At 58.6% G+C, this 23825-nt stretch carries 24 protein-coding genes; 14 read left to right on the forward strand and 10 right to left on the reverse strand.

The window, feature by feature from the left end:
- Positions 1-89 precede the first annotated feature (89 nt).
- The gene (locus tag ACR0IM_RS04150; protein WP_480680916.1) at positions 90-818 is read left to right on the forward strand and encodes a c-type cytochrome; all 729 of its coding nucleotides are present in this window, start codon (positions 90-92) and stop codon (positions 816-818) included.
- Here the strand turns inward: ACR0IM_RS04150 and ACR0IM_RS04155 are convergent.
- Positions 812-2764, reverse strand: coding sequence for a 4Fe-4S binding protein (locus ACR0IM_RS04155; RefSeq protein WP_480680917.1), 1953 nt, complete (start codon positions 2762-2764; stop codon positions 812-814). The two genes, ACR0IM_RS04150 and ACR0IM_RS04155, sit on opposite strands and share 7 nt — an antisense overlap.
- 232 nt (positions 2765-2996) lie before the next feature.
- Between ACR0IM_RS04155 and ACR0IM_RS04160 the strand changes: the two genes are divergently transcribed.
- From ACR0IM_RS04160 to ACR0IM_RS04210, 11 genes are all read left to right on the forward strand, one after another.
- Positions 2997-3551 (forward strand): DUF3305 domain-containing protein, encoded by a 555-nt coding sequence (locus ACR0IM_RS04160; protein ID WP_480680919.1) that lies wholly within the window; start codon positions 2997-2999, stop codon positions 3549-3551.
- Positions 3548-4108 (forward strand): DUF3306 domain-containing protein, encoded by a 561-nt coding sequence (locus tag ACR0IM_RS04165; RefSeq protein ID WP_480680920.1) that lies wholly within the window; start codon positions 3548-3550, stop codon positions 4106-4108. Before ACR0IM_RS04160 ends, ACR0IM_RS04165 begins: the two co-directional genes overlap by 4 nt.
- A gap of 4 nt (positions 4109-4112) precedes the next feature.
- Positions 4113-4724 (forward strand): TorD/DmsD family molecular chaperone, encoded by a 612-nt coding sequence (locus ACR0IM_RS04170; RefSeq protein ID WP_480589704.1) that lies wholly within the window; start codon positions 4113-4115, stop codon positions 4722-4724.
- 61 nt (positions 4725-4785) lie between these two features.
- Positions 4786-4974 (forward strand): ubiquinol-cytochrome c reductase iron-sulfur subunit N-terminal domain-containing protein, encoded by a 189-nt coding sequence (locus ACR0IM_RS04175; protein ID WP_142634359.1) that lies wholly within the window; start codon positions 4786-4788, stop codon positions 4972-4974.
- A gap of 133 nt (positions 4975-5107) precedes the next feature.
- A complete protein-coding gene (locus ACR0IM_RS04180) occupies positions 5108-8002 on the forward strand; it encodes a formate dehydrogenase subunit alpha (protein WP_480680921.1) in 2895 nt (964 codons plus the stop codon).
- An 11-nt stretch (positions 8003-8013) separates the two neighbouring features.
- Positions 8014-8607, forward strand: a complete 594-nt coding sequence (fdh3B, locus tag ACR0IM_RS04185; RefSeq protein ID WP_170324620.1) for a formate dehydrogenase FDH3 subunit beta — start codon at positions 8014-8016, stop codon at positions 8605-8607.
- Between the two features lie 110 nt (positions 8608-8717).
- Complete coding sequence (locus ACR0IM_RS04190) at positions 8718-9068, forward strand: putative quinol monooxygenase (protein ID WP_480680922.1); 351 nt, start codon at positions 8718-8720, stop codon at positions 9066-9068.
- A 27-nt stretch (positions 9069-9095) separates the two neighbouring features.
- Positions 9096-10295: a formate dehydrogenase subunit gamma gene (locus ACR0IM_RS04195; protein ID WP_480589701.1), complete on the forward strand. Its 1200-nt coding sequence runs from the start codon at positions 9096-9098 to the stop codon at positions 10293-10295.
- The gene (locus tag ACR0IM_RS04200; protein WP_480589700.1) at positions 10296-11573 is read left to right on the forward strand and encodes a c-type cytochrome; all 1278 of its coding nucleotides are present in this window, start codon (positions 10296-10298) and stop codon (positions 11571-11573) included.
- Entirely contained in the window at positions 11570-11695 is a 126-nt protein-coding gene (locus tag ACR0IM_RS04205) for a hypothetical protein (RefSeq protein ID WP_480680924.1), read from the forward strand. Before ACR0IM_RS04200 ends, ACR0IM_RS04205 begins: the two co-directional genes overlap by 4 nt.
- Complete coding sequence (locus tag ACR0IM_RS04210) at positions 11696-12568, forward strand: substrate-binding domain-containing protein (RefSeq protein ID WP_480680925.1); 873 nt, start codon at positions 11696-11698, stop codon at positions 12566-12568.
- Between the two features lie 6 nt (positions 12569-12574).
- Here the strand turns inward: ACR0IM_RS04210 and ACR0IM_RS04215 are convergent, their stop codons facing one another.
- The 9 genes from ACR0IM_RS04215 to ACR0IM_RS04255 all read right to left on the reverse strand — a co-directional run bounded on the left by ACR0IM_RS04215 (position 12575) and on the right by ACR0IM_RS04255 (position 21467).
- Positions 12575-13390 (reverse strand): ABC transporter substrate-binding protein, encoded by an 816-nt coding sequence (locus ACR0IM_RS04215; protein WP_480680926.1) that lies wholly within the window; start codon positions 13388-13390, stop codon positions 12575-12577.
- Positions 13391-13412: 22 nt separating this feature from the next.
- On the reverse strand, positions 13413-14147 hold the full coding sequence (locus tag ACR0IM_RS04220) for an ATP-binding cassette domain-containing protein (protein WP_480589697.1): 735 nt from the start codon (positions 14145-14147) through the stop codon (positions 13413-13415).
- The gene (locus ACR0IM_RS04225) at positions 14140-14853 is read right to left on the reverse strand and encodes an ABC transporter permease (RefSeq protein ID WP_480680927.1); all 714 of its coding nucleotides are present in this window, start codon (positions 14851-14853) and stop codon (positions 14140-14142) included. The genes ACR0IM_RS04220 and ACR0IM_RS04225 overlap by 8 nt, the downstream gene beginning before the upstream one ends.
- Before the next feature lie 153 nt (positions 14854-15006).
- Complete coding sequence (locus ACR0IM_RS04230; RefSeq protein ID WP_480589695.1) at positions 15007-15996, reverse strand: ABC transporter substrate-binding protein; 990 nt, start codon at positions 15994-15996, stop codon at positions 15007-15009.
- Between the two features lie 56 nt (positions 15997-16052).
- The gene (locus ACR0IM_RS04235; protein ID WP_480589694.1) at positions 16053-16898 is read right to left on the reverse strand and encodes an ABC transporter permease; all 846 of its coding nucleotides are present in this window, start codon (positions 16896-16898) and stop codon (positions 16053-16055) included.
- Positions 16895-17827, reverse strand: a complete 933-nt coding sequence (locus ACR0IM_RS04240; RefSeq protein WP_480680928.1) for an ABC transporter permease — start codon at positions 17825-17827, stop codon at positions 16895-16897. Before ACR0IM_RS04240 ends, ACR0IM_RS04235 begins: the two co-directional genes overlap by 4 nt.
- Complete coding sequence (locus ACR0IM_RS04245; RefSeq protein WP_480589692.1) at positions 17820-18614, reverse strand: ABC transporter ATP-binding protein; 795 nt, start codon at positions 18612-18614, stop codon at positions 17820-17822. The genes ACR0IM_RS04240 and ACR0IM_RS04245 overlap by 8 nt, the downstream gene beginning before the upstream one ends.
- A 56-nt stretch (positions 18615-18670) precedes the next feature.
- A complete protein-coding gene (gene hydA / locus ACR0IM_RS04250; RefSeq protein ID WP_480640609.1) occupies positions 18671-20125 on the reverse strand; it encodes a dihydropyrimidinase in 1455 nt (484 codons plus the stop codon).
- Between the two features lie 91 nt (positions 20126-20216).
- Positions 20217-21467 carry a Zn-dependent hydrolase gene (locus ACR0IM_RS04255; protein ID WP_480680929.1) on the reverse strand — a complete coding sequence of 417 codons (1251 nt, stop codon included), beginning with the start codon at positions 21465-21467 and terminating at the stop codon, positions 20217-20219.
- 171 nt (positions 21468-21638) lie between these two features.
- Between ACR0IM_RS04255 and ACR0IM_RS04260 the strand changes: the two genes are divergently transcribed.
- Together ACR0IM_RS04260 and ACR0IM_RS04265 are read left to right on the forward strand one after the other, a co-directional pair.
- Positions 21639-22247, forward strand: a complete 609-nt coding sequence (locus tag ACR0IM_RS04260) for a TetR family transcriptional regulator C-terminal domain-containing protein (protein WP_480589689.1) — start codon at positions 21639-21641, stop codon at positions 22245-22247.
- A 582-nt stretch (positions 22248-22829) separates the two neighbouring features.
- Positions 22830-23375, forward strand: coding sequence for a M48 family metalloprotease (locus ACR0IM_RS04265; RefSeq protein ID WP_480589688.1), 546 nt, complete (start codon positions 22830-22832; stop codon positions 23373-23375).
- The last annotated feature ends 450 nt before the right edge of the window (positions 23376-23825 follow it).

Raw genomic sequence — 23825 nt, forward strand, 5'->3', positions numbered from 1 at the left:
GTCCCACCACGAGGTTGCGTTTCATTGCATGTGTCTCCGTCTTGTTCAGTTCAATTGACGCATTCGGGGCCGGACCGTTAGGCTGGGCCATGCGCTTTGTCCTCTTGTGCCTGAGCCTGACGCTCTCTGCCAGTCCCTCTTGGTCGCAGGAGGCATTGGGTCTGGCTGCTCCGGCCGAGGTAAAAGACTCTGGTCTGTTGCAACATATCCTTCCGCGCTTCTCTCTCAAGACCGGGATACGCGTTATTGCGGATGATGCGGGCGTTTTGGTGCTGGAAACCGCGCCACCGGGCGATCCGGTCTTTGCCCGCGACGGCGTGGTCTATCACCTGCGGATCGGAGACAACGCCAGACACGAACGGTTTCGCGACTGGCTGTTGTCCGATATCGGCAAGAACACAGTTGAGACCTTTACTCCGGAACAGGGCGCGCCTTTCTCTACCCGTTTCGAGTCCACGGCGACACAAGCCGACCCGGTAATCGATGGCGACACCGCCCTCGGTGAGGAACTGTCGATGACCCATTGCGGACGCTGCCACGTAATCGGGCCAAAGAACCGCATGAACGGGTTGGGCTCGACACCCTCTTTTGCCGTGCTGCGCGCGATGCCCGACTGGTCGGAACGGTTCGAGGCGTTCTTTGCGCTGAACCCACATCCTGCCTTCACCCAGATCGACGGACTGACCCCGCCTTTCGATCCCGCACGCCCCTCGCCCATTCATCCGGTCGAGATGACCGTGCAAGAGCTGGACGCCATCCTGGCTTTTGTATCAGTCATCAAGGCAGCCGATCTGGGCGCGCCACTACAACTTCAGTGATCCTTGCGTTTTGAGAAATAGTCCTCGGTCGTGATCACCTTGGGCTTTGGGTTTGACTGAAACGGGTTGTCCTGCTGCTGGAACTGCGCGTTCACACGGCAATTGTCGCACATCTGGATCATCCGGGCCTTGTCCGAGGTGGCAAACATCGGATGTGTGCCCGAGAGTTTCTCCATTATCCGCTCGACCGTGGATTTCACACCGAACAAAGCACCGCATTCGACACAGGCGAACGGCTCTTCTTCGTTCAGCACTTGCTGCGACAGCGCAGCGTCACTGAGATCGAGTTGCGGAACCAGATTAATCGCATCTTCGGGACAAATACTTCTGCACAATCCGCACTGCAGGCAAGCATCCTGCTGGAAGTTCAACTGCGGCTTGTCGGGGTTATCAACCAAAGCACCCGACGGGCAGAGCGAAACGCAACTAAGGCACAACGTGCAGGCATCCGTATTCACTGCCACGGCCCCGTAAGGCGCGTTTTCGGGCAACGGCAACGGAGTCTCCGCCTGCGGATTCAGCGCCTGCGCCGATAATCGCGCGATTTGTCGGCGGTTGCCCAAGGGCAGCACCGGATTGGCCGGAGGTGGCGGGACTTTCTGCGCGTATAGCAAATCCACCATCGCGTCCGGGTCGGCCTCATCTATCAGCTCCATCTTACCCGGCCCGGAAATCGCCTGCGCCAGTTCAAGTTCCCGGACCAGCGCGTCGCGTTCGGTGGCCGGAGCCAGCAGCACATCGACCCGGGCAAAGCCGTGCGCCAGTGCGGCCAACATCTCGGCATGGCCAAAGCCCGAGATCACGTTCAATTCCAACGGAATGACATCTGCAGGAAGGCCGCGACCGAACCGGGCGGCCAGCCGGATCATCTTGGCCCCGTGGGCGTCATGCACCAACAACCGGGGAGCGGTGCCCCCTGCACGCCGATAAGTGCGCGCAAGAATGTGCATCCGTGACAACAGGGCTGAAACCGGCGGGTCCTCGTAGGTGATCGCCGTTGACGGGCACACCGACGCGCATTCGCCGCACCCGGCGCAGATCATTGGATCTATAGTCACATGCTCACCAGCTGGAGTGATCGCACCTGTTGGGCAGATATCCAGACAGTTGGTGCAGGCCACCTGTTCGGCGCGGGAATGGGCGCAGAGCGTCTCTTCCATTCGCACATAAAGCGGTTTCTCGAACGTCCCGACCAGTTGCACCGCCTCGAATGCGAGGCGCTCGACAGCGACCATATCCTTGGGGTCGGCACGCAAGTACCCTTCACGCTTGGCAGGGGCTTGCACAAACGGTGTTCCCCCGGTCAGGTCGATCACGATGTCACAGGCCGATTTCGCTCCGTCCCGAGGTTCGGACCATGTAAACGCACCGCGCCCGCCGGGTTCGATCTGCTGCAGGGCGTCCAGCCGTAGCGAGAACCCTCCGAGCGCGCCGGTCAAAGACCGAATCTGCCCGCGCACCACGTCAAAGGCCCGCGAGATCGGCTGGGCGTCATCGGTGACCATCACCGTAACCGCCAGCGTGGTCGCAAGACGTTCGGCCAGATCAAAACACAACTCACCCGGTCCGATGATGATGCATGTACCCTCACTGAACACATCCACACTGGACGTGATCGGCTGCGGCAGCAACGCTTCCGCAGCCAGTGCGGCCATCTTGGGCGTGGCGTCCTCACCCTGCTCGGACCACCCGGCACGGTCGCGCAGATCGACAAAGCCCGGCGTTTCTATATTCAACTCTTCGGCAAGCGCGCTGAACACCTCCTGTTCCTGACCACAGGCAATCACGACTTCCCCGTCCTGCATCAGCGATGCTGCGGCTTCCAACTCAGCGGTGCACAGGGCCGTGTGAACCTTGGAACACTCTGCTTTGCAGGTGGACGCGATTTTCTCGGCGTTCAAGTTTTGTGTCCCTGCACAGTCGCATAACAGAAATTTTGTGCCCATAGCCACCCCTCCCGGACGTCTCCCCATCTCGGGATCAGATTAGGGTGTATGCAAAAAGTGGCAATCCCTGCAGACCAAACTACTTTCGGCATTAGGCCGGTGAAATGGCTCAGACTCATAAACAAACGGTGATCGCGTCCGTGGCCAAAAAGTTCAGGCTTGGCAGAAAGCTAACTTGTGTACCATAGTAGACGCAGTGGAAGGTAGGGGAGAGCCTTCCGGGGAGGACTAAGTGGCGAAGGCCGCAAGCCAGATTGAAATGCCAATCGGCGTCGTCGTGCGCAAAACACCCGGTGTCACCCGCTGGGCGAAGTGGAACTGGCGCGCCGTTGCAGTGTTGCCCGGTGCGGGGCCTGCCGATTGGCAGGAACTGCGCCGCGAAGGCGAGGCTGTGGAGTATCACGCCGCTACCCTCCCCCTGACCCTCTGGTTTGATGAAACCGAGGCCTACATGGTCAACCTCTCCGACGGTCAGCCCTCAATCTACTTGGTTCTGCGTGACGCGCTGGATGGTGAACGCCCGATGGATGCGGTGCTTGTCACTGCATCTCCATTCGAAGGGCAGGACTACGCAGATACCGGCGAAGAGATTGTCGAGAAGATTCCGATGACCGAAGGGCTAATCGCATGGGTCCGGGATTTCGCTCTGGAACATCACCGCGAAGAGATTTTCGTCAAACGTCGCCGTGACAAGAAACGCACCGATCTGGTCGAGGACGGCAAAGGAGATGCGCGTATCCGTCAGGACTCGGATGTCTACCGCGCCCCGCGGAGGATCGTGCAATGACGCAGGCCCGCGATTTCTGGTCCCGTCGCAAAGCGGCAGTGCAGGCCGAAGCCGAAGCCGAGGTCATCGCGGTTGAAGAACAGGTACTTGCTACCCAGCAAGCCGAGCTGGAGCAGAAATCCGATGCCGAGGTTCTGGCCGAGTTCAATTTGCCCGACCCGGACGAATTGCAGGCAGGCGATGATGTCTCAGGCTTCATGGCCAAGGCAGTTCCCGACCGTCTGCGCCGTCGCGCATTGCGGAGGCTGTGGCGACTGAACCCGGTGCTGGCCAATGTGGATGGGCTGGTTGATTATGGCGAGGATTTTACCGACGCGGCTTGCGTGATCGAAAACATCCCCACTGCCTATCAGGTCGGAAAGGGCATGTTGGCCCATATCGAGGCACTGGCGGCACAAGCCGAAGAGATCGAGCCAGAATGCCTCACTGAAGAACCGGAACCAGAGGTGGTCGAGGAGCCAACGCCTGAACCGGTCGTCATGGCAGAGCCTGAAGACCTTGAAGAAGTTGATCTGCCCCCCACCCCGCGCCGCATGAAATTTGAGTTCGAAGGATAGCCCCATGACCGCAGGCAACGCGCAACAAATGGATGTTTCGGCCGAAGATCGCCTGCGCGCGGATTTCTACAATTTTCTTGGGCTGCTGTTGGCGGTTCCGCCGGATCAGATGTTGCTGGATCAGGTGGCCAGTCTGACTGGAGATGGTACCGACTTGGGTCAGGCCATTCAGGCGATGGCGCGCGTGGCCAAGGTCACGAAGCCTGCCGCGGCCGAGCGGGAGTTCAACGCCTTGTTCATCGGGCTGGGGCGTGGTGAGTTACTGCCTTATGCTAGTTTTTACCTGACCGGGTTCCTAAACGAAAAACCACTAGCCCAACTGCGCAACGACATGGCTGCACGCGGAATTACGCGGGCACAGAACGTATTCGAACCCGAGGACAATATCGCATCGTTGATGGAGATGATGGCGGGCATGATCGTTGGCCGTTTCGGCACTCCTGCCTCTCTGGAGGAACAGAAAGCGTTCTGGAACAAGCATATCGGCCCCTGGGCCATGCATTTCTATTCGGATTTGGAAGCTGCCGATGCATCGGTTCTTTATGCTTCGGTCGGCACGGCCGGACGGGTATTCATGGAGATCGAGCGCGAGGCATTCCGAATGACGACAGCGTGAAGCGCTGTCATTCGCCAACGTCTTTAGGGGCGTTAAACTGCAATTGGGAAAGGAGGATCCCATGAGCAAGACCAAGGAAGAAGGCGCCACACGCCGCGACTTCCTCAAACTGGCCGGAACGGCAGCGCCCGCTGCCGTCGCCGCCGCCAGCCTGAGCGGTCAAGCCGAAGCAGCCGAGCTGCCCACGGATGAAACCCGCATGCAGGACACAGCGCATACCCGCGCTTACCTGGACAGCGCGCGCTTCTAAGCCGCCTCGACTGCGCCCGGTTCTCTGACCGGACGATGTCACCTACCCGACGGACGGTTGCGATTGGCCCTGATGTCGGCACTCACAGTACCAAGCCAGCCATGGCTTACATGGCGAGCAAGGGAGGAAACCAATGCTAAGGAAAAAGACCAACGGGGTTGCGAGACGCCCCCAGCGGACAAGTATCCTGTCCCAGGTCGGCGAAAAAACCGTCGATCGCCGCGCATTCCTGCGTGGCTCGGGCCTGACGATCGGCGGCCTCGCCGCGATCAGCGCCACGGGTGGAACCGTGACGCCTGCCAGCGCCCAGACAGCCGCAAACCAGGCCGTTGAGAATATCAAATCCGTATGCACCCACTGCTCGGTCGGCTGTACAGTCGTCGCCGAAGTGCAGAATGGCGTCTGGATCGGGCAAGAGCCCGGTTGGGACAGCCCGTTCAATTTGGGAGCACATTGCGCCAAGGGAGCCTCGGTCCGCGAGCACGCCCACGGCGAACGTCGCCTCAAGTATCCGATGAAAAAGGAAGGCGGCGAGTGGAAGCGCATCAGCTGGGAAGAGGCGATCAACGAGATCGGCGACGGCATGATGAGCATCCGCGAGGAATCCGGGCCGGACAGCGTGTACTGGCTGGGTTCTGCGAAACATAACAACGAACAGGCCTACCTGTTCCGAAAGTTCGCCGCCTATTGGGGCACGAACAACGTGGATCATCAGGCCCGTATTTGCCACTCAACCACCGTTGCGGGTGTTGCGAACACATGGGGCTACGGCGCCATGACCAATTCGTACAACGACATCCATAACTCGCGGGCCATCTTCATCATTGGCGGCAACCCGGCCGAGGCACACCCCGTCTCGCTGCTGCATGTTCTGCGCGCGAAAGAGCAGAATAACGCCCCGCTGATCGTCTGCGACCCGCGCTTTACGCGCACGGCGGCGCATGCGGATGAATATGTCCGTTTCCGTCCCGGCACCGACGTTGCTCTGGTCTGGGGTATTCTGTGGCATATCTTCGATAACGGTTGGGAGGACAAAGAGTTCATCCGAACCCGGGTCTGGGGCATGGACCAGATTCGTGAAGAAGTTGCCAAGTGGAACCCGGACGAGGTCGAGCGCGTCACCGGCACTCCCGGTTCGCAGTTGCGCCGCGTGGCCCGCACCATGGCCAACAACCGTCCTGGTACGGTGATCTGGTGTATGGGTGGTACGCAGCACACCAACGGCAACAACAACACCCGCGCCTACTGCGTGCTTCAACTTGCGCTTGGCAACATGGGCACCTCGGGTGGTGGCACCAACATCTTCCGCGGCCATGACAACGTGCAGGGCGCGACGGACCTTGGTGTTCTGTCCCACACCCTGCCCGGCTATTACGGTCTGTCCAAAGGGGCATGGGGTCATTGGGGTCGTGTCTGGGGTGAAGATTCCGAATGGCTGGCGGGTCAGTTCGCCACGATCAAGGACAAGGAAGGCAAGGACAAACCGCTACAGAACGAGCGCGGCATCCCGGTCTCGCGCTGGATCGACGGTGTTCTGGAAGATCCGGCCAACATGGATCAGGACAACAACGTCCGCGCCATGGTTCTGTGGGGTCACGCTCCGAACTCGCAAACACGGGGGCCGGAGATGAAGACGGCGATGGAGAAGCTGGACATGCTGGTCGTAATCGACCCGTATCCCACCGTTTCCGCCGTTTTGCATGACCGAACCGATGGCGTCTTTCTGTTGCCCGCCTGTACGCAGTTCGAAACCCGTGGCTCAGTCACAGCGTCGAACCGCTCGCTGCAATGGCGCGACAAGGTGGTTGATCCGCTGTTCGAAAGCTTGCCGGACGAAGTCATCATGGCCAAGTTCGCCAACAAGTTCGGCTGGGCGGATCGATTCTTCCGCAATATCGAGATGGAAGACCCGGAAACCCCGAATGTTGAAAGCATCACGCGTGAGTTCAACAAGGGCCTCTGGACCATCGGCTATACTGGTCAGTCGCCGGAACGTCTGAAAAGCCACATGGCCAACCAGCACACGTTCGACAGAACCACGCTGCAAGCCATTGGTGGACCAAACGACGGCGAGTATTATGGTCTGCCCTGGCCTTGCTGGGGAACGCCGGAAATGGGTCATACGGGGACACCGAATCTCTATGATATGTCCAAACCGGTGGCCGAAGGCGGCCTGACTTTCCGCGCCCGTTTTGGCGTGGAACGCGATGGCGACAACCTGCTGGCCGAAGGGGTCTATAGCGCTGGGTCGGAAATTCAGGATGGTTATCCCGAATTCACGATGCAGATGCTGATGGACCTTGGTTGGGATGGCGATCTAACGGCCGAGGAACGCGCGGCCATCGACGCTGTTGCAGGACCTGAAACCAACTGGAAAACAGACCTGTCCGGCGGCATCCAGCGGGTCGCGATCGAGCATGGCTGCGCGCCCTTCGGGAACGCCAAAGCCCGCGCGGTCGTCTGGACCTTCCCGGATCCGATCCCACTGCATCGCGAGCCGCTCTATACGAACCGGCGCGATCTGGTGGAGGACTATCCGACCTACGAGGACCGTCAGGCATACCGCCTACCCACCCTTTATGCTTCGATACAAAAGAACGATTTTTCAAAGGATTACCCAATAATCCTGACGTCAGGTCGTCTTGTCGAATATGAAGGCGGCGGTGATGAGACGCGGTCAAATCCGTGGCTGGCTGAGCTGCAGCAAGACATGTTCGTCGAGATCAATCCCCGCGACGCCAACAACCTTGGTATCCGTGACGGGCAACAGGTCTGGGTCGAAGGTCCCGAAGGCGGCAAGGTCAAGGTGATGGCGATGCTGACCAACAGGGTCGGTGCCGGAGTGGCTTTCATGCCGTTCCACTTTGGCGGCCATTTCCAGGGTCAGGACTTGCGGGAGAAATACCCCGCAGGTGCCGATCCCTACGTTCTGGGTGAAAGTTCAAACACCGCCCAGACCTATGGCTATGACTCGGTAACCCAGATGCAGGAGACCAAAGCGACTCTCTGCAAAATCTCGGCAGCGTAAGGAGGACGATAATGGCTAGAGCAAAGTTTCTCTGCGACGCTGAACGCTGCATCGAGTGCAACGCCTGCGTCACCGCGTGCAAGAACGAGCACGAGGTCCCATGGGGCATCAACCGCCGTAGGGTGGTGACGATCAATGACGGCAATCCGGGCGAACGCTCGATCTCGGTTGCCTGCATGCATTGCTCGGATGCGCCCTGTATGGCGGTGTGCCCGGTCGACTGCTTCTATCAGAACGAAGAAGGGGTCGTCCTGCACTCAAAGGACCTGTGCATCGGTTGCGGTTATTGCTTCTACGCGTGCCCGTTCGGTGCGCCACAATATCCGCAGGCGGGCAACTTCGGATCGCGCGGCAAGATGGACAAATGTACCTTCTGCGCTGGTGGTCCCGAGGAAACGCACTCGACCGCAGAGTTCGCCAAATACGGTCGCAACCGGATCGCCGAGGGCAAACTGCCCCTCTGCGCCGAAATGTGTTCCACCAAGGCCCTGCTCGCCGGAGACGGTGATGTGGTCTCGGCTATTTACCGCGAGCGAGTTGTTGCGCGCGGATTTGGCTCGGGCGCATGGGGTTGGGGCACGGCCTACGACCAAAAAGACGGTTAACTCCGTTCAAAAATGGCGGCTCCGCGGTGTCAGCCACGGGGTCGCCTAAGCCCGGTCACAACCTGTTGGCCGAGCATATGTAGGCGTGACGTGTCCGAGAGGAACCTTCTATGACTTCAGATGTTTATTGGTTGCTGAAACTCGACCTGCAGGCAAATCAGGATGTCACATTCGATGCGCTGATGGCTGAAATGGTAGAGGCAACACTGAAGGAAAGCGGCGCAAAATCCTATGAATGGCATCGCAGCGGATCGGCTGTTCACATCTTTGAACGTTACGCCAGTTCCGATGACGCGATGATCCATATGCAGAACTTCGGGGCAAATTTCGCCGATCGTTTTCTAGCAATTCTAACACCGACCCAGTTAGACGTTTACGGACCCGCAAAAGAAGACCTGCGCGCAGCGCTTACACCCGTTGGTGCGACTTTTCACAAGCAAGTCGGCGGCTTTGACCGGTAAACACGAACGACACAGGAGATTCGACAGATGCGCCTGATCCAAATGCTGCTGATCCCCCTTTTTCTTGCAAGTTTCGCCTGGGCTCAGGAAAATGTGGACATCCCTCAGGAATCTGACCGCAGCACGACCGGCGGCGCAACCACTTTGGAAGACATTCTGGCCCGCCAACGGGGTGAAAAGGTCGACAATAGCTACCGCTCGGATAACACCGGACAGGGGAATGCCGAGGGCCTTTTAGGGCAACTGGGTACACGCGGCGTGGCCTCTGACAGCGATGTTTACCGCGCCATACGTTATGGCTCGGCCGATACCACCGTTTCGTCCAAAGGACCCGCAGCGGGGGTTCTGATTCAGGATGGCGGTATGTGGTGGCTGAACTTCCGCACTGGGCCGCTGCGTGAATATGGAACCTATATTCTTGGCGGGATGATCGCCATCATCGCTTTGTTCTTCCTGATCCGCGGGAAAATTCGCATAGACGGAGAAAAGACCGGCCGCACAGTCACCCGTTTCAATGGCCTTGAACGCTTCGGACACTGGCTGTTCGCCGGATCTTTCCTGGTGCTTGGGGTAACTGGACTGCTGACCCTCTATGGCCGGGATTTCCTGATCCCGATCTTCGGGAAAGAAGGTTTCGCGACCATCGCACAAGGCTGCAAATGGCTGCACAACAATTTGGCCTGGTCCTTTATGCTGGGACTGATCATCGTCACCGTGAACTGGATCGCCCATAACATCCCCAACCGGACTGACCTGAAATGGCTGGCAGCCGGGGGAGGCTTGTTCACCAAGGGCAGCCACCCGCCTGCCAGGAAATTCAACGCGGGCCAAAAGGTTATCTTCTGGGCGTGCATCCTGCTGGGCGTTTCGATCAGCCTGTCGGGCCTGTCTCTGCTCTTCCCGTTCGAGCTGCCTATGTTTGCCAAGACTTTCGAGATCGCCAACTCCACCGGTATTCCTCAGATGCTGGGTCTGAACCTGCCAACGCAGATGTCACCACAAGAAGAGATGCAGTATGCACAGGTGTGGCACGTGATGGTCGCCTATGTATTCATCGCCATCATCATCGCCCATATCTACCTCGGCTCGGTCGGCATGGAAGGCGCGTTCGATGCGATGGGCTCGGGCGAGGTCGAAGAGCAATGGGCGCGCGAGCATCACTCGCTGTGGCTGGAAGAGGTGCAGGAAAAAGAGGCTGGCAAGGCTGCGGCCTCACCCGCCGAATAGATGCGCTGGCTGGCTCTGGCACTGGCGCTGGTTCCCCTGCCCGCCTTGGCCGAGTTTTTCACGCTCAAGGGCCACGGCGGGCCGATCATGGGGATCGCCGCTGCGCCCGACGGGCGGATCGCCACGGCCAGTTTCGACAATTCCGTTGGTCTTTGGTCGGACCGCACGCCCGAATGGCTGGAGGGGCACGAGGCCGCCGTCAACTCTGTCGCCTTCAACGGGCGCGCGATCTATTCTGCCGGAGATGACTTCACTCTGCGCCGCTGGCCGGGCGGAGAGATTGTCGGCCAGCACAAGGGCAAGATCGTGGGGCTTGCGGCCTCGAAAACACACGTGGCTACTGCCAGCTGGGACGGTACGATTGGTCTGTGGCCCGAGGATGGATCGGCCCCGAAAGTGCTTGAGGCGGACAGCGGCGTGAACGCCGTGACGTTCTCGCCGGATGGCGCGACGCTGTATTCGGCAGACATGGACGGAACGCTGAGGGCCTGGGATGTAGCCACCGGGCAGGAAATCCAGCGACTGGTCGAACATGGGTTTGGTATCAACGAACTGGTTCTGAACGACCAAGACAACTGGATCGCTTATGGCGCCGTGGATGGCGTCACGCGCATTCTGGACCTGATTACCGGAGACGTGCGCGACTTTACGCTCGACCGCCGCCCTATTCTGGCCCTGGCGCTGAACCCAGATCGCAGCCTGTTGGCTGTGGGCGATGGTCAGGGCTACATCATGGTGATCGACACCGCCGAATGGCGTATCGCGCAGGATTTCCGCGCCACCCTGCGCGGGCCAGTCTGGGCGCTGGCCTTTTCGCCCGACGGCCAGAACCTGCACGCAGGCGGTCTTGATGAGGCGATGTACAGTTGGCCCGTCACCGCGCTTGGCGACCAGACGCAGATGGCCGCCGCCGAACCCAGCTTTCTGAAAAACCCTGATGAGATGAGCAACGGAGAGCGACAGTTCGCCCGCAAATGCTCGATCTGCCACAGCCTGACGCCCGACGGGCAACGGCGCGCGGGTCCAACCCTGCATGGCATCTTTGGCCGCAAGGCTGGCACGCTGCCGGGATATTTCTACTCGGACACGCTGCAAGACTCTGATATCATTTGGAATGACGAAACGATAAACGCCCTTTTCCATCAGGGGCCAGACCACTACATACCGGGGTCAAAGATGCCGATGCAGCGGATCACGCAGGCCAGCGACCGGGACGACCTGATCACTTTTCTGCGCCGTGCGACAGCACCGGAAAACGGAACCGGAGGAGACCAATGAAAGCCTTTCTTGCCGCTGTGGCCGCAATGGTCGTAATCACCGTCGCCGCGCCCTTCACATTGCAACAGGTCGGGTTCAGCGCTGCTGACGCGGGCTCTGGTGCGGCGGTGCGGCTCGACTGAATGTCCGAATATCTGACGACCAAAGAACTGGCCGACCTGCTGCGCATTGGCGAGCGCAAGGCTTATGATCTGGCTTCCTCCGGAGAGGTGCCCTGCGTCCGCGCCATGGGCAAACTGTTGTTTCCCCGGGCCGAGGTCATCGCGTGGCTGAACGCCTCTCGATCCGGACCACAGGTGGCCGAACCGCCCCTGCCCCCTATTGTCGCCGGTAGCCACGATCCGCTGCTTGACTGGGCCTTGCGCGAAAGCGGTTCGGGACTGGCCACCTATTACGACGGTTCGTTCGATGGCCTGAATCGCCTGAAGGATCGCAGCGCACAAGCCGCCGCATTGCATATACACGAAGACGACGGGTTCAACACACAAGCCCTGCGTGACACGCTGGGTGAAGCCCCGGTTGTTCTGTACGAGATAGCACACAGACAGCGCGGGTTGCTGCTGGCCCCCGGTGTGACCGGTATCTCTGGCTTTGCAGACCTGAAGGGTCGCCGAGTGATCCTGCGTCAGGACAGTGCCGCAAGCCAACGGCTGTTCGACACACAACTCGAGATCCATGGCCTGTCGCGCGAGGATCTGGACGCCCTGCCCACGTGCGCCCGCACCGAAGAGGAATTGGCCATAGCCCTGCATGACAGCAAGGCCGAGGTCGGGTTCGGCCTGGGCGCATTGGCGGGTTTCTATGATCTGAATTTTACCCCAACCCATTCCGAACGCCTGGACCTTGCGATCTGGCGGCGGGCCTATTTCGAAGACCCGATGCTCAAACTGCTTGGGTTCGTGCAATCGGACCGCTTTACTACCCGCGCCACCGAATTCGGTGGGTATGATCTGTCCGGTCTGGGCACGGTCCACCACAATGGCGCAAGCGGTTAGCCTCGGTCACTTGGCGTTGGGAAAGAACAGCTGCTCACCATCAAACTGGTATGACTCTATTGCCGCCTGCCCGTCCGGGCCGATCAGCCAGTCGATGAACCTCTGCCCGGCGGCCGCCCGCACGCGCGGGTGCTTTTCTGGGTTCACAAGGATAATGCCATACTGATTGAACAAGCGCGGATCACCTTCTACCAGAACCTCAAGGTTGCCTTTATTCCCAAAGGACTGCCAAGTCGCACGATCTGTCAGGACATAGGCGTCCATCCCGCTGGCCACATTCAAGGTCGCGCCCATACCCGAGCCCGTCTCACGATACCACTCGCCCGAGGCCTTGGTCGGATCAGTTTCCGCTACTCCCCACAAGCGCATCTCGGCCTTGTGGGTTCCGCTATCATCACCACGTGACGCAAATGGCACCTCGGCCTCGGCCACGGCACTCAGAGCCGCTACGATATCTGTGCCACCTTTCACCTTGGCAGGGTCCGATGTTGGCCCGACGAGGACAAAATCGTTGTACATCACGTCAAACCGCTCAACGCCCCAACCATCAGCAACGAACTGCTCCTCGGCCTGTTTTGCGTGCACCAGCAACACATCACCATCGCCGTTGACCGCGTTTCGGATCGCCTGACCGGTGCCAACCGCAACGACACGTACGTCGATGCCTGTCTCGGCCTCAAACCCCGGCAGGATGTAATCCAACAGGCCCGAGTTCTGGGTCGATGTTGTCGATTGCACGACGATAAACGGTTCTTCGGCGCTGACTGACGTTGCGGTCAGGCCAATAGTTACCAATGCTGCCCGAACAATATTCCGGATCATTTCGATCTCCATATTTTTTTGATTAAGTCACCAGCCCACCAGCCAAATACCGGCGTGAGGCGTCGCTTTCAGGGGTATCAAGTATCTGTTTGGCTGCCCCATGTTCAACCACATGGCCACCCTGCATCATTACGATATCGGCGGCCAACCGCCGAGCCTGCCCGATGTCATGTGTGACCATAACGATGCGCACTCCGCAGGTCGAGGCGCGCAGGACCATCTGTTCGATCATCTGCGTCGCGTTTGGATCCAGCGCGCTGGTGGGTTCGTCCAGGAACAGCGTTTCAGGATCCAATGCAAGGGCGCGCAAGATGGCCAGCCGCTGTGCCTCGCCCCCGGAAAGGGACCGCGCTGATTGCCGGGCTTTACCGTCCAGCCCACCTTCGGCCAGCAGCTCTTCGATACGGGCTTTACGGTCGCTTCGGGGCAGACCTTGCCGCTTTAAAACAAAGTCCAGATTGGCCGCAACCGACCTGCGCAACAACACGGGTTGTTGAAAAACCATCGCCTGCCGCGCCTTGTGTTCGGCGTTCAGGGCCACCTCATCCTGTCTGACCTGCCCGCGGTCAGGCACGATCAGCCCGTGCAGGCAACGCAGCAGAAGACTTTTACCGGACCCGTTCGGCCCAAGGATCAGGGTCGGCCCCGGCCCATCAAGCGCCAGGTGCGGCACGTCCAGCAGTACCTTGCCTTTGCGGGTGATCCGCACTCCATCCACCGACAGGCAGCTAGCCATTTCCGAAACCAGATCACGCATGGCGCAAACCCTCCTGCTCGGCCCGCAGGCTAAGCGAGCTGACTATGGCGTTAACCGCTACGGCAATTCCAATCAGGATGGCGCCAAGCGCCAATGCCAGCGCCAGATTGCCCTTGGATGTCTCAAGAGCGATGGTGGTGGTCATCACCCGGGTCACATGGTTGATATTGCCGCCGACGATGATTACCGCCCCGACCTCGGCAATCGCGCGGCCAAACCCGGCAAGCAGTGCAGTCACCAGCGCCAACCGCGCATCCCACAGCAGCACCGGTACCGAGGCCAGCCGGGACACGCCCAGCGAACGCAGCTGTTCCGAGTACTCCTCGGCCAGCATCTCGACCACTTGCCGGGTCAGCGCCGCGATGATTGGCGTGACAAGAACCACCTGCGCTATGATCATCGCGGTCGGCGTGTAAAGCAGCTCAAGAACACCTAACGGCCCCGTGCGCGACAGCATCAGATAGACCAGCAAACCCACAACAACCGGCGGGAACCCCATCAAGGCGTTCATCAGCACTATCAGCGCTCGCCGCCCCGGAAAACGCGCGACTGCCAGCGCGGCCCCCACGGGCATACCAATCAGAGCCGAAATCAGGACCGCAAAGATTGAAACTTTCAAGGACAACAGCACAATCGCCCACAGCTCTGCATCCCCTTGGAGGATCAAAGACAAGGCTGAACTGAATTCTAATGCAAATCCCTGCATTTTATTCCTGTATTTCGACAAATCGTATGAATTGCACCTGATTTCAGGATAATACTAACCTGCCTACGCACCAAGTACAGACACGATTCCGACATCTGAAAAAGAAAACGCGGCCCCGATTGGGACCGCGCATGTTTCCGGATTGGGGCTGGATTAATTCAGAGCAGCATCCGTGATCTGATGCGTCCAGGCACCCTCGGGTTGCTTGGTGATCACCGGATCGGACCCGCCAGCCAGCAGAGTGCCCACGGTGCGTTCGAAATCCGCCGGGTCCAGCGCACCGTTCGAACCGGCGGTCAGCTTGGCGATCTCGCCCATCATGCGCTTCTGATGCTCTTCGGTCTGGGCACCGGTGGCATCATTCTCCAGCACGATATCGGCGGCCTCGTCCGGGTGTTCCTCGGCATATTTCCAGCCTTTCATCGAAGCGCGAACAAAGCGCTCCATCTTGTCAGCGAAAGCTGCGTCGCTGAGGTTTTCTTCCAAAACATACAGACCGTCTTCCAGCGTGGCGACGCCCTGATCTTCATATTTGAAGGTCACCAGTTCGTCCGGGCTGACGCCAGCGTCGATTACCTGCCAGTACTCGTTATAGGTCATGGTGCTGATACAATCGGCCTGACGCTGCAGCAGCGGGTCAACGTTGAAGCCCTGTTTTAGAACCTCGACACCGCTTTCGCTTTTGCCACCGGTGTCGATACCCAGCTGGCTCATCCAGCTCATGAAGGGAAATTCGTTGCCAAAGAACCAAACGCCCAGCGTGCGGTTCTTCAGATCCTCGGGTGAGGAGATCCCGGCGTCTTTCCAGCAGGTCAGCATCATGCCTGAGCTTTTGAACGGCTGCGCGATGTTGACCAGCGGCAGACCCTTTTCGCGCGCGGCCAGAGCGGCAGGCATCCACTCAACAGTCACGTCGGCGCCGCCACCCGCGATCACCTGCGTCGGGGCAATGTCGGGGCCACCCGGCAAAATGGTAACGTCCAGCCCCTCTTCTTCGTAGAACCCCTTGTCCTTAGCCACGTAATAGCCCGCAAACTGTGCCTGCGTGACCCATTTGAGCTGCAAGGTCACCTCATCCGCCGCAAGCGCCGCGCTGGCTGCCAGACTGAAAGCGGCGACCGCCCCGCTGAGTAGCTTGTTCATCTTCATATCTCCTAGTTGTTGTTGGTGCCCCGTTTTCGGGGTCTGTTGAAGTCTTGTTATCCGCGTTGTGACGGGTGCCAAAAGGTCACCGCCTTTTCGATCATTGCGACAACCCCATAGAACGCCGTCCCAGCCAATGCGGCCACGACGATCTCGGCCCAAACCATATCCAGCGAGAGTTGCCCGACACTGGTTGAGATCCGGAACCCCATACCCAGGGTTGGCGAACCAAAGAACTCGGCCACGATAGCGCCGATCAGGGCCAGAGTGGTAGAAATCTTTAGGCCATTGAAAATAAACGGCATCGCGGCTGGTAGACGGAGTTTCATAAAGCTCTGCCAATAGGTCGCCGCATAGGTCTCCATCAGGTCGCGTTGCATGGCCGTAGCCTCTCTCAACCCCGCCACGGTGTTCACCAGCATCGGGAAGAAAACCATCACCACGACCACGGCAGCCTTGGAGTGCCAGTCGAATCCGAACCACATCACCAGAATGGGCGCCGTGCCCACAATCGGCAGCGCCGCTACGAAGTTCCCGACCGGCAGCAACCCAAGGCGCAGGAAATCCCAGCGGTCTACGGCAATCGCCATCAAAAAAGCCGCTCCGCAGCCAATGATGTAGCCACTGAGCGCGCCTTTGATGATGGTCTGCACGAAGTCGGCCCAAAGGACTGGCAGACTGCCACCAAAGCGCACCGCGATCACCGAGGGGGCTGGCAAGATGACCAACGGCACTTCAAGCCCGCGCACCACCAGTTCCCAAATGCCGATCACGGTCAGACCGAATACCAGCGGTGCCACGAACCGCACCATCCGCGTATCGGCATAAGGACCGCTGGCCAGACGCCCATTCATCCACCAGCCGAACAGCCACAATAGGATTCCACAGAAAACAAGGATCATTGCGCCATCCCCATCCGCTTGAGAACCATCCGCTCAATTAATCCCAGCAATCCGACCAGACAGGCCGCCAAAATGGCTGCGGCAAACAAGGCCGACCAGATTTGCACCGTCTGACCGTAATAGCTGCCCGCCAGCAGGCGCGCTCCCAATCCAGCAACCGCACCCGTCGGCAACTCACCAACGATGGCCCCGACCAGAGAGGCCGCGATGCCAATCTTCAGCGAGGTGAACAGGTACGGCATCGACGCCGGCAAGCGCAGCTTCCAGAACCCTTGCGACCTACTGGCATTATAGGTGCGCAACAGGTCCAGCTGCATCGCATCCGGGCTGCGCAGGCCTTTGACCATGCCGACCACGACCGGGAAGAAACTCAGATAGGCCGAGATGATCGCTTTGGGGATGATCCCTTGAATGCCGACCGAATACAAAACCACGATGATCATCGGCGCCAAAGCGATGATTGGAATGGTCTGGCTGACAATGGCCCAAGGCATAACCGAAAGATCCATTACCCGGCTGTGCACGATCCCGACGGCCAACAGGATGCCCAACCCGGTACCAATCGCAAAGCCCAGCATCGTCGCGCTGAGTGTTACCCAAGAATGATAGATCAAAGACCTCTTCGAGGTGATCTTCTTCTCGACTGTTGTGTCCCACAACTCCTCAGCCACCTGATGCGGAGCGGGCAGACGAGGTCGGTCCTGCTCCCAAGTTTCGTCGATGGCGTAAGGGTTGTCGATGACCAGCTCAAACTCGCTCATGTCGCGCCGATCAACCGCCTTGGGTGGATCGACCTGCTCACCTGCTCGTTCGAATTCGTTCAGAACGCCCTTGATATTCATCGGCACGCTGGCGGCGTACCAGAACAGGATAATGACGGCCACAACGGTCAAGACGGCCCAGACAGCTCTGATCCCTGCGCTAGTCATCCGAATGCCCCGCCCGCAAGCCCTCGCGCACGCGATGGGCTACTTCGATAAACTCTGGAGTATCGCGGATATCCAAAGGACGCTCTTTCGGCAGAGGGCTGTCGATCACATCCGTAATCCGCCCCGGACGCGGGCTCATGACTACGATCTTGGTGCTGAGATACACCGCCTCGGGGATGGAGTGCGTTACGAAACCGATGGTCTTTTCAGTCCGTGCCCAAAGTGCCAGAAGCTGTTCATTCAGGTGGTCGCGCACGATTTCGTCCAGAGCGCCGAAAGGTTCGTCCATCAGCAGGATATCGGCATCAAAGGCCAACGCCCGGGCAATACTTGCGCGTTGCTGCATCCCGCCCGACAGCTGCCATGGAAACTTGCCGCCAAACCCTTCAAGGTCAACGAGTTCCAGGACCTTCTTTACCCGCTCTTCCTGCTCGGCCGCAGAATAGCCCATGATCTCAAGCGGTAATTTGACATTCTTGGAAATCGTGCGCCAAGGGTACAGGCCAGCCGCCTGAAAAACGTACCCATAAGCCCGGTTCCGCCGTGCCTCATCCGGGGTCATACCGTTGACGGTCAGGGCGCCGCCTGTCGGTGTCTCCAGCGCCGCGATACAGCGCAAAAAGGTGGTTTTGCCGCAGCCCGAGGGGCCGATAAAGCTGACGAACTCGCCCTTGTCGATTGTCAGATTCACGTCTTTCAACGCGTGAACCGGTCCGTCATTGGTTTGGAAAGTAAGATCCAGTTGCCTTGCCTCGATCACGGGCTGGGTAGTGCTTTCAGTATTCATTCCATTGCCTTGAAAAGGTTAGGCTTTGGACCGCTCAGACGACGGCCCGCGCACAATCAGACGCCCGTCGCCGGGATACCCGTCCGCTCGACCGGCCTCGGCGCGGTCAGCTCTTTCCAGGTGCTCAGCGCCTTGTTCACGTGACCGTTTGGCTCACGGGCCACAAAATCACCATGCCCTTCCTGAGTGCGGATTTCGCCGTCATGCACCGCCACCTGACCGCGTGTCAGGGTAAAGCGCGGCAGACCTTTGACCTCTTTACCCTCGAACACGTTGTAGTCGATCGAGGATTGCTGCGTGTCCGCACTGATCGTCTTGGTCTTTTCAGGGTCCCACACTACGATATCCGCATCAGCCCCAACAAGGATCGCACCTTTTTTCGGGTAGCAATTCATGATCTTGGCGATGTTGGTTGACGTTACTGCTACGAACTCGTTCATCGTCAGACGCCCGGTGTTCACCCCATGGGTCCACAGCATCGGCATCCGGTCTTCCAAACCGCCAGTGCCATTCGGAATCTTGGTGAAATCACCCACGCCATAGCGTTTTTGCTCAGTTGTAAAGGCGCAATGGTCGGTCGCCACAACACTCAGCGTGCCGGAATGCAGACCGTTCCACAGGCTATCCTGATGCTGCTTATTCCGGAACGGAGGACTCATGACCCGCCGCGCCGCGTGGTCCCAGTCCTGATGGAAATACTCGCTCTCATCCAATGTCAGGTGCTGGATCAGAGGTTCCCCCCACACGCGCTTACCCTGCATCTTGGCCCGGCGAATGGCCTCATGCGCCTCTTCGCAGGAGGTGTGCACCACATAGAGCGGCACACCCGCCATATCGGCGATCATGATGGCGCGGTTGGTAGCCTCACCTTCCACCTGCGGCGGACGCGAATAGGCGTGCGCTTCGGGGCCGGTGTTGCCTTCGGCCATCAGCTTGGCCTGCAACTCGGCTACGACGTCGCCATTTTCGGCGTGCACCATGGCGATACCACCCAACTCGGCTAGTCGCTTGAACGAGGCAAAAAGTTCGTCGTCATTCACCATCAACGCGCCTTTGTAGGCCATGAAGTGCTTGAAGGTGTTGATGCCGCGCGTCTCGATCACTGTCTTGATGTCGTCGAAGACCTGCTCACCCCACCAGGTCACTGCCATGTGGAAGGAGTAGTCACAATTCGCCCGCGTCGACTTATTATCCCAGCGCTTCAAGGCATCCAACAGGCCCTCACCGGGGTTCGGCAGCGCGAAGTCCACCACCATCGTAGTGCCCCCGGCCAATGCCGCGCGTGTGCCGCTTTCGAAATCATCGCTGGAATAGGTACCCATGAACGGCATTTCCAGATGGGTGTGCGGGTCGATCCCGCCGGGCATCACATAACACCCGGTCGCATCCAGTTCCTTGTCACCTTTCAGGTCCATTCCGATCTCGGTGATCACCCCACCTTCCACCAAAACATCCGCCTTGTAAGACAGATCGGCGGTCACGACGGTCCCGTTCTTGATAACAGTGCTCATCTTAATCTCCCTGTTGCGGTCTGTGCCGCTTGCTTTATCTGGCCATTAGCATCCCGGGGGAGTCGCCCAGTCGGCGACGGGGACGGTGACCCTATTCTACGATTTCCGCCGTCTCGACGACTGCATGAAACAGAACATCCGCGCCGGCCGCAGCCCAATCCTTGCTGATCTCCTCGGCCTCATTGTGGCTCAGCCCATCCACGCAGGGGCACATCACCATCGCAGTCGGTGCCACGCGGTTGATCCAGCACGCATCATGTCCCGCGCCCGAGATGATGTCCGTATGCGAATAGCCCAGCCGCTCGGCCGCATCGCGCACGGCTGCCACACAACCTGCATCGAATTCTACCGGATCGAAACCGCCGACCTTCTCGAACTCGATCTGCAGACCCATCTCATCGACGATGCTCTCAGCAGCGACACACAGACGGTTCTCCATATCGGTGATCACGTCCAGCTCGGGTGAGCGGAAATCGACCGTGAATACCACCTTGCCCGGGATCACATTGCGCGAGTTCGGATACACATCAATGTGCCCCGCGGCGCCCACGGCATGGGGTGCATGTGACCACGCGATCTCATCCACCTTCTCAAGAATCCGCGCCATCGCAAGACCGGCATTCTTGCGCATCGGCATCGGGGTTGAACCGGTATGGGCGTCCTTGCCTGTCACTGTGATCTGGGTCCAGCTCAGGCCCTGACCGTGGGTGACAACGCCGATGTCCTTGCCTTCAGCCTCAAGGATGGGGCCCTGCTCGATGTGCAATTCAAAAAAAGCGTGCATCTTGCGGGCACCGACCTCTTCGTCGCCGCGCCAGCCAATGCGCTGCAACTCATCACCGAACTTCTTGCCCTCGGCATCCTCGCGGTCATAGGCCCAATCCTGAGTGTGGACACCTGCAAACACGCCCGAGGACAACATCGCTGGCGCATACCGCGTGCCCTCTTCGTTGGTCCAGTTGGTCGCCACAATCGGATGTTTGGTCTTGATCCCCAAATCGTTCAAAGTGCGGATAATTTCCAACCCGCCCAGAACGCCCAACACACCGTCATACTTTCCGCCCGTCGGCTGTGTGTCCAGATGCGAGCCGACATAGACCGGCAGCGCCTCGGGATCAGCACCCTCACGTCGGGCAAACATGTTTCCCATCTGGTCCAGCCCCATGGCACAGCCCGCGTCCTCGCACCATTTCAGAAACAATGCGCGCCCCTCGCCATCCTCGTCCGTCAGAGTCTGGCGATTGTTGCCGCCCGCGACGCCGGGGCCGATCTTGGCCATCTCCATCAGACTGTCCCACAACCTGTCGCCATTGATCCTGAGATTCTGCGCCGGAGCTGCCATTTTCTTCTTCCCTGTTGTTTGCGATTTGGCTCGCTTTTGGTGTCTTGATTTGACCATCTGGTCAAACTCACGCTATCACGGGTTGGTCATCAGTCAAGAAATTGCGAGACGCCGTCGATAATTTTGGCATAAACGGCGCCTGCTTGCCGGAAAAAGAGACAACCTGAAAACATGCCCAAAGATCGCGCCCCAACCAGAATTCAGAAGAAAAACCGAGCAGCGATTCTGGAAGCCGCCCTGAATGTGTTCTCGGCACACGGGTTTCGCGGCTCGACCGTTGATCAGATCGCGGCCGAAGCCGGGCTGAGCAAACCAAACCTGCTGTACTATTTCCCGTCGAAAGAGGCGATTCACACTGCCTTGCTATCCGGTCTGCTGGACGTCTGGCTCGCACCGCTGCACGATCTGGATGAGGATGGCGACCCGATGCAGGAAATCCTCTCTTACATCCACCGCAAACTACAGATGAGCCGCGAGCTCCCACGTGAAAGCCGCCTGTTCGCCAATGAACTGGTCCAGGGTGCGCCGCGCATTCACGACGCGCTGTCGCAGGATCTGAAACAGCTGGTGGATGAGAAGACCGCGGTCCTGAAGCAATGGATGGACGACGGCAAAATCGCGCAGGTTCATCCCTATCACCTGATCTTCTCGATCTGGGCGCTGACCCAGCATTACGCCGATTTCGACGTGCAGGTTCGCGCAATTCTTGGCGACGAGGACCCGTTCGAGGGCGCGGAACCGTTTATCGACACGCTCTATCGCAAACTGCTCACTCCCTAAATAAGGGGCCGTTCACCCGGTCCTTCACAGTATGTGGTGCAGGCGGCCAGTAGTGAAGCTTGGATCTTAATGTCCATTTCGAGCCCATACCGGAAGCACCCATTGAATTGTGTGTGCACTCGAAACATTCCCTTCGCCGCAAAGCAGATAGGTTTCAAGCCGTTGTGCAGCGGGAATAGCAGTTGTTGTCGCGGTTCAGGTCGTTAGTGTCGGGGTCCGCAGCCCGATTGGCCGTTCGTTTTAACGCCATTTGCTGTGCTTACCATTTTAGCGGCAGCAAATCCGGGTGCGACCTGAGACAATTTCCTCTGTTATTGAATAACAACTCACACAGGCCCTAGTCTCGGATTTAAATGTTGGTTTATCGAAGAATACGGACTGTATTTCGGTACTCTAAATTGTTGGAAAGGTGCGTTTATGAAGCGAACTGTATTGGTATTTGCTATTTTGGTGCAGGCGGGATGCGTATCAACCACCACTCCTCCATCGGCACCTATACCAAACCCCGGTCGCGCGAGCGCCCCCGTTAGCTCACAGCATGCACAAACAAGATTCCGTCAGGTCGCCTCTCGAGTAGAACCCGTGGCAGAGCAAGAATGCCGCCGCCGCACTGCGGGCGTAAATTGCGATTTTTTGATCCGCATTGATCCAAATAAACAAGCGCCCTCAAACGCCTATCAAAGTTTAAGTAAGTCGGGGCGCCCGGTGATCACAATGACCCAATCGCTGACACGAAATGTGAACAATACCGATGAGCTTGCATTTGTTATGGCGCATGAAGCCGCTCACCACATTCAAGGTCATTTAGCGCGACGCGCTCAAAACGCGGCCGCTGGTGCAGTTATTTTGGCTGGTCTGGCAACAATAGCCGGGACTGGACCGAATGACATTGCCGCAGCTCAAGATCTAGGAGCTTTTGTCGGCGGACGCAGCTATTCCAAGAACTTTGAATTGGAAGCTGATCAACTAGGTACGGTAATAGCCTACAAAGCGGGCTATGATCCACTCAAAGGTGCTCTGTACTTCGCGCGAGTTCCTGATCCTGGTGATCGCTTTCTAGGGACGCATCCGCCCAACGCTCAAAGATATCATGCGGTTCAAGCTACAATGAACCAGATTGGTGGCTAAATCACTGGAACGTTGGGTATTCGCAGAACCGCAAAACCAAAGTTCGAGCAACCCTTGATTCCACAGTTACAGCTGACAACCGTCCCGGCGGATCGCGCTGCGGCACCACGATCACCGGCTTCGGGCCGTCAGCGTCAGTTCGGGCTGTTTTAGGAATGAAGGGAAAATTGCGTTCCTCAAATATCGAACCTGAGTGCGGCGAAAGGACAGTTTCAAACACCTGAAAATGGCACTCTGAATGTCGGCTCTGGTGACACACACTGAGTTGCCGCACTGGCTGTGGTGCGTCAGCGATAGCTGCTCATGCACAAGGCTGCTTTGTCTCATAACCGGACCTCACTACTCTGCTCCCGAAGAAATCTCCGGGAGCTTTGCTCGACATAGAATAACGAACCCATAGGCCTGTGGTCACGCGTGCGACACATACGGCAAAGGACTGGCTATTCACCG

The sequence above is a fragment of the Ruegeria sp. BF6 genome, from assembly GCF_056538665.1.

Excerpts from the sequence above, each read along its gene's own strand:
- ACR0IM_RS04240 (WP_480680928.1), bottom strand. The coding sequence starts at position 17,827 with ATGACTAGCGCAGGGATCAGAGCTGTCTGGGCCGTCTTGACCGTTGTG.
- ACR0IM_RS04180 (WP_480680921.1), top strand. The coding sequence starts at position 5,108 with ATGCTAAGGAAAAAGACCAACGGGGTTGCGAGACGCCCCCAGCGGACA.
- ACR0IM_RS04195 (WP_480589701.1), top strand. The coding sequence starts at position 9,096 with ATGCGCCTGATCCAAATGCTGCTGATCCCCCTTTTTCTTGCAAGTTTC.
- ACR0IM_RS04200 (WP_480589700.1), top strand. The coding sequence starts at position 10,296 with ATGCGCTGGCTGGCTCTGGCACTGGCGCTGGTTCCCCTGCCCGCCTTG.
- ACR0IM_RS04225 (WP_480680927.1), bottom strand. The coding sequence starts at position 14,853 with ATGCAGGGATTTGCATTAGAATTCAGTTCAGCCTTGTCTTTGATCCTC.
- ACR0IM_RS04165 (WP_480680920.1), top strand. The coding sequence starts at position 3,548 with ATGACGCAGGCCCGCGATTTCTGGTCCCGTCGCAAAGCGGCAGTGCAG.
- ACR0IM_RS04245 (WP_480589692.1), bottom strand. The coding sequence starts at position 18,614 with ATGAATACTGAAAGCACTACCCAGCCCGTGATCGAGGCAAGGCAACTG.
- ACR0IM_RS04150 (WP_480680916.1), top strand. The coding sequence starts at position 90 with ATGCGCTTTGTCCTCTTGTGCCTGAGCCTGACGCTCTCTGCCAGTCCC.
- hydA (WP_480640609.1), bottom strand. The coding sequence starts at position 20,125 with ATGAGCACTGTTATCAAGAACGGGACCGTCGTGACCGCCGATCTGTCT.
- ACR0IM_RS04255 (WP_480680929.1), bottom strand. The coding sequence starts at position 21,467 with ATGGCAGCTCCGGCGCAGAATCTCAGGATCAATGGCGACAGGTTGTGG.
- ACR0IM_RS04260 (WP_480589689.1), top strand. The coding sequence starts at position 21,639 with ATGCCCAAAGATCGCGCCCCAACCAGAATTCAGAAGAAAAACCGAGCA.
- ACR0IM_RS04220 (WP_480589697.1), bottom strand. The coding sequence starts at position 14,147 with ATGCGTGATCTGGTTTCGGAAATGGCTAGCTGCCTGTCGGTGGATGGA.
- ACR0IM_RS04190 (WP_480680922.1), top strand. The coding sequence starts at position 8,718 with ATGACTTCAGATGTTTATTGGTTGCTGAAACTCGACCTGCAGGCAAAT.
- ACR0IM_RS04210 (WP_480680925.1), top strand. The coding sequence starts at position 11,696 with ATGTCCGAATATCTGACGACCAAAGAACTGGCCGACCTGCTGCGCATT.
- ACR0IM_RS04230 (WP_480589695.1), bottom strand. The coding sequence starts at position 15,996 with ATGAACAAGCTACTCAGCGGGGCGGTCGCCGCTTTCAGTCTGGCAGCC.
- ACR0IM_RS04215 (WP_480680926.1), bottom strand. The coding sequence starts at position 13,390 with ATGATCCGGAATATTGTTCGGGCAGCATTGGTAACTATTGGCCTGACC.
- ACR0IM_RS04175 (WP_142634359.1), top strand. The coding sequence starts at position 4,786 with ATGAGCAAGACCAAGGAAGAAGGCGCCACACGCCGCGACTTCCTCAAA.
- ACR0IM_RS04170 (WP_480589704.1), top strand. The coding sequence starts at position 4,113 with ATGACCGCAGGCAACGCGCAACAAATGGATGTTTCGGCCGAAGATCGC.
- fdh3B (WP_170324620.1), top strand. The coding sequence starts at position 8,014 with ATGGCTAGAGCAAAGTTTCTCTGCGACGCTGAACGCTGCATCGAGTGC.
- ACR0IM_RS04205 (WP_480680924.1), top strand. The coding sequence starts at position 11,570 with ATGAAAGCCTTTCTTGCCGCTGTGGCCGCAATGGTCGTAATCACCGTC.
- ACR0IM_RS04155 (WP_480680917.1), bottom strand. The coding sequence starts at position 2,764 with ATGGGCACAAAATTTCTGTTATGCGACTGTGCAGGGACACAAAACTTG.
- ACR0IM_RS04235 (WP_480589694.1), bottom strand. The coding sequence starts at position 16,898 with ATGATCCTTGTTTTCTGTGGAATCCTATTGTGGCTGTTCGGCTGGTGG.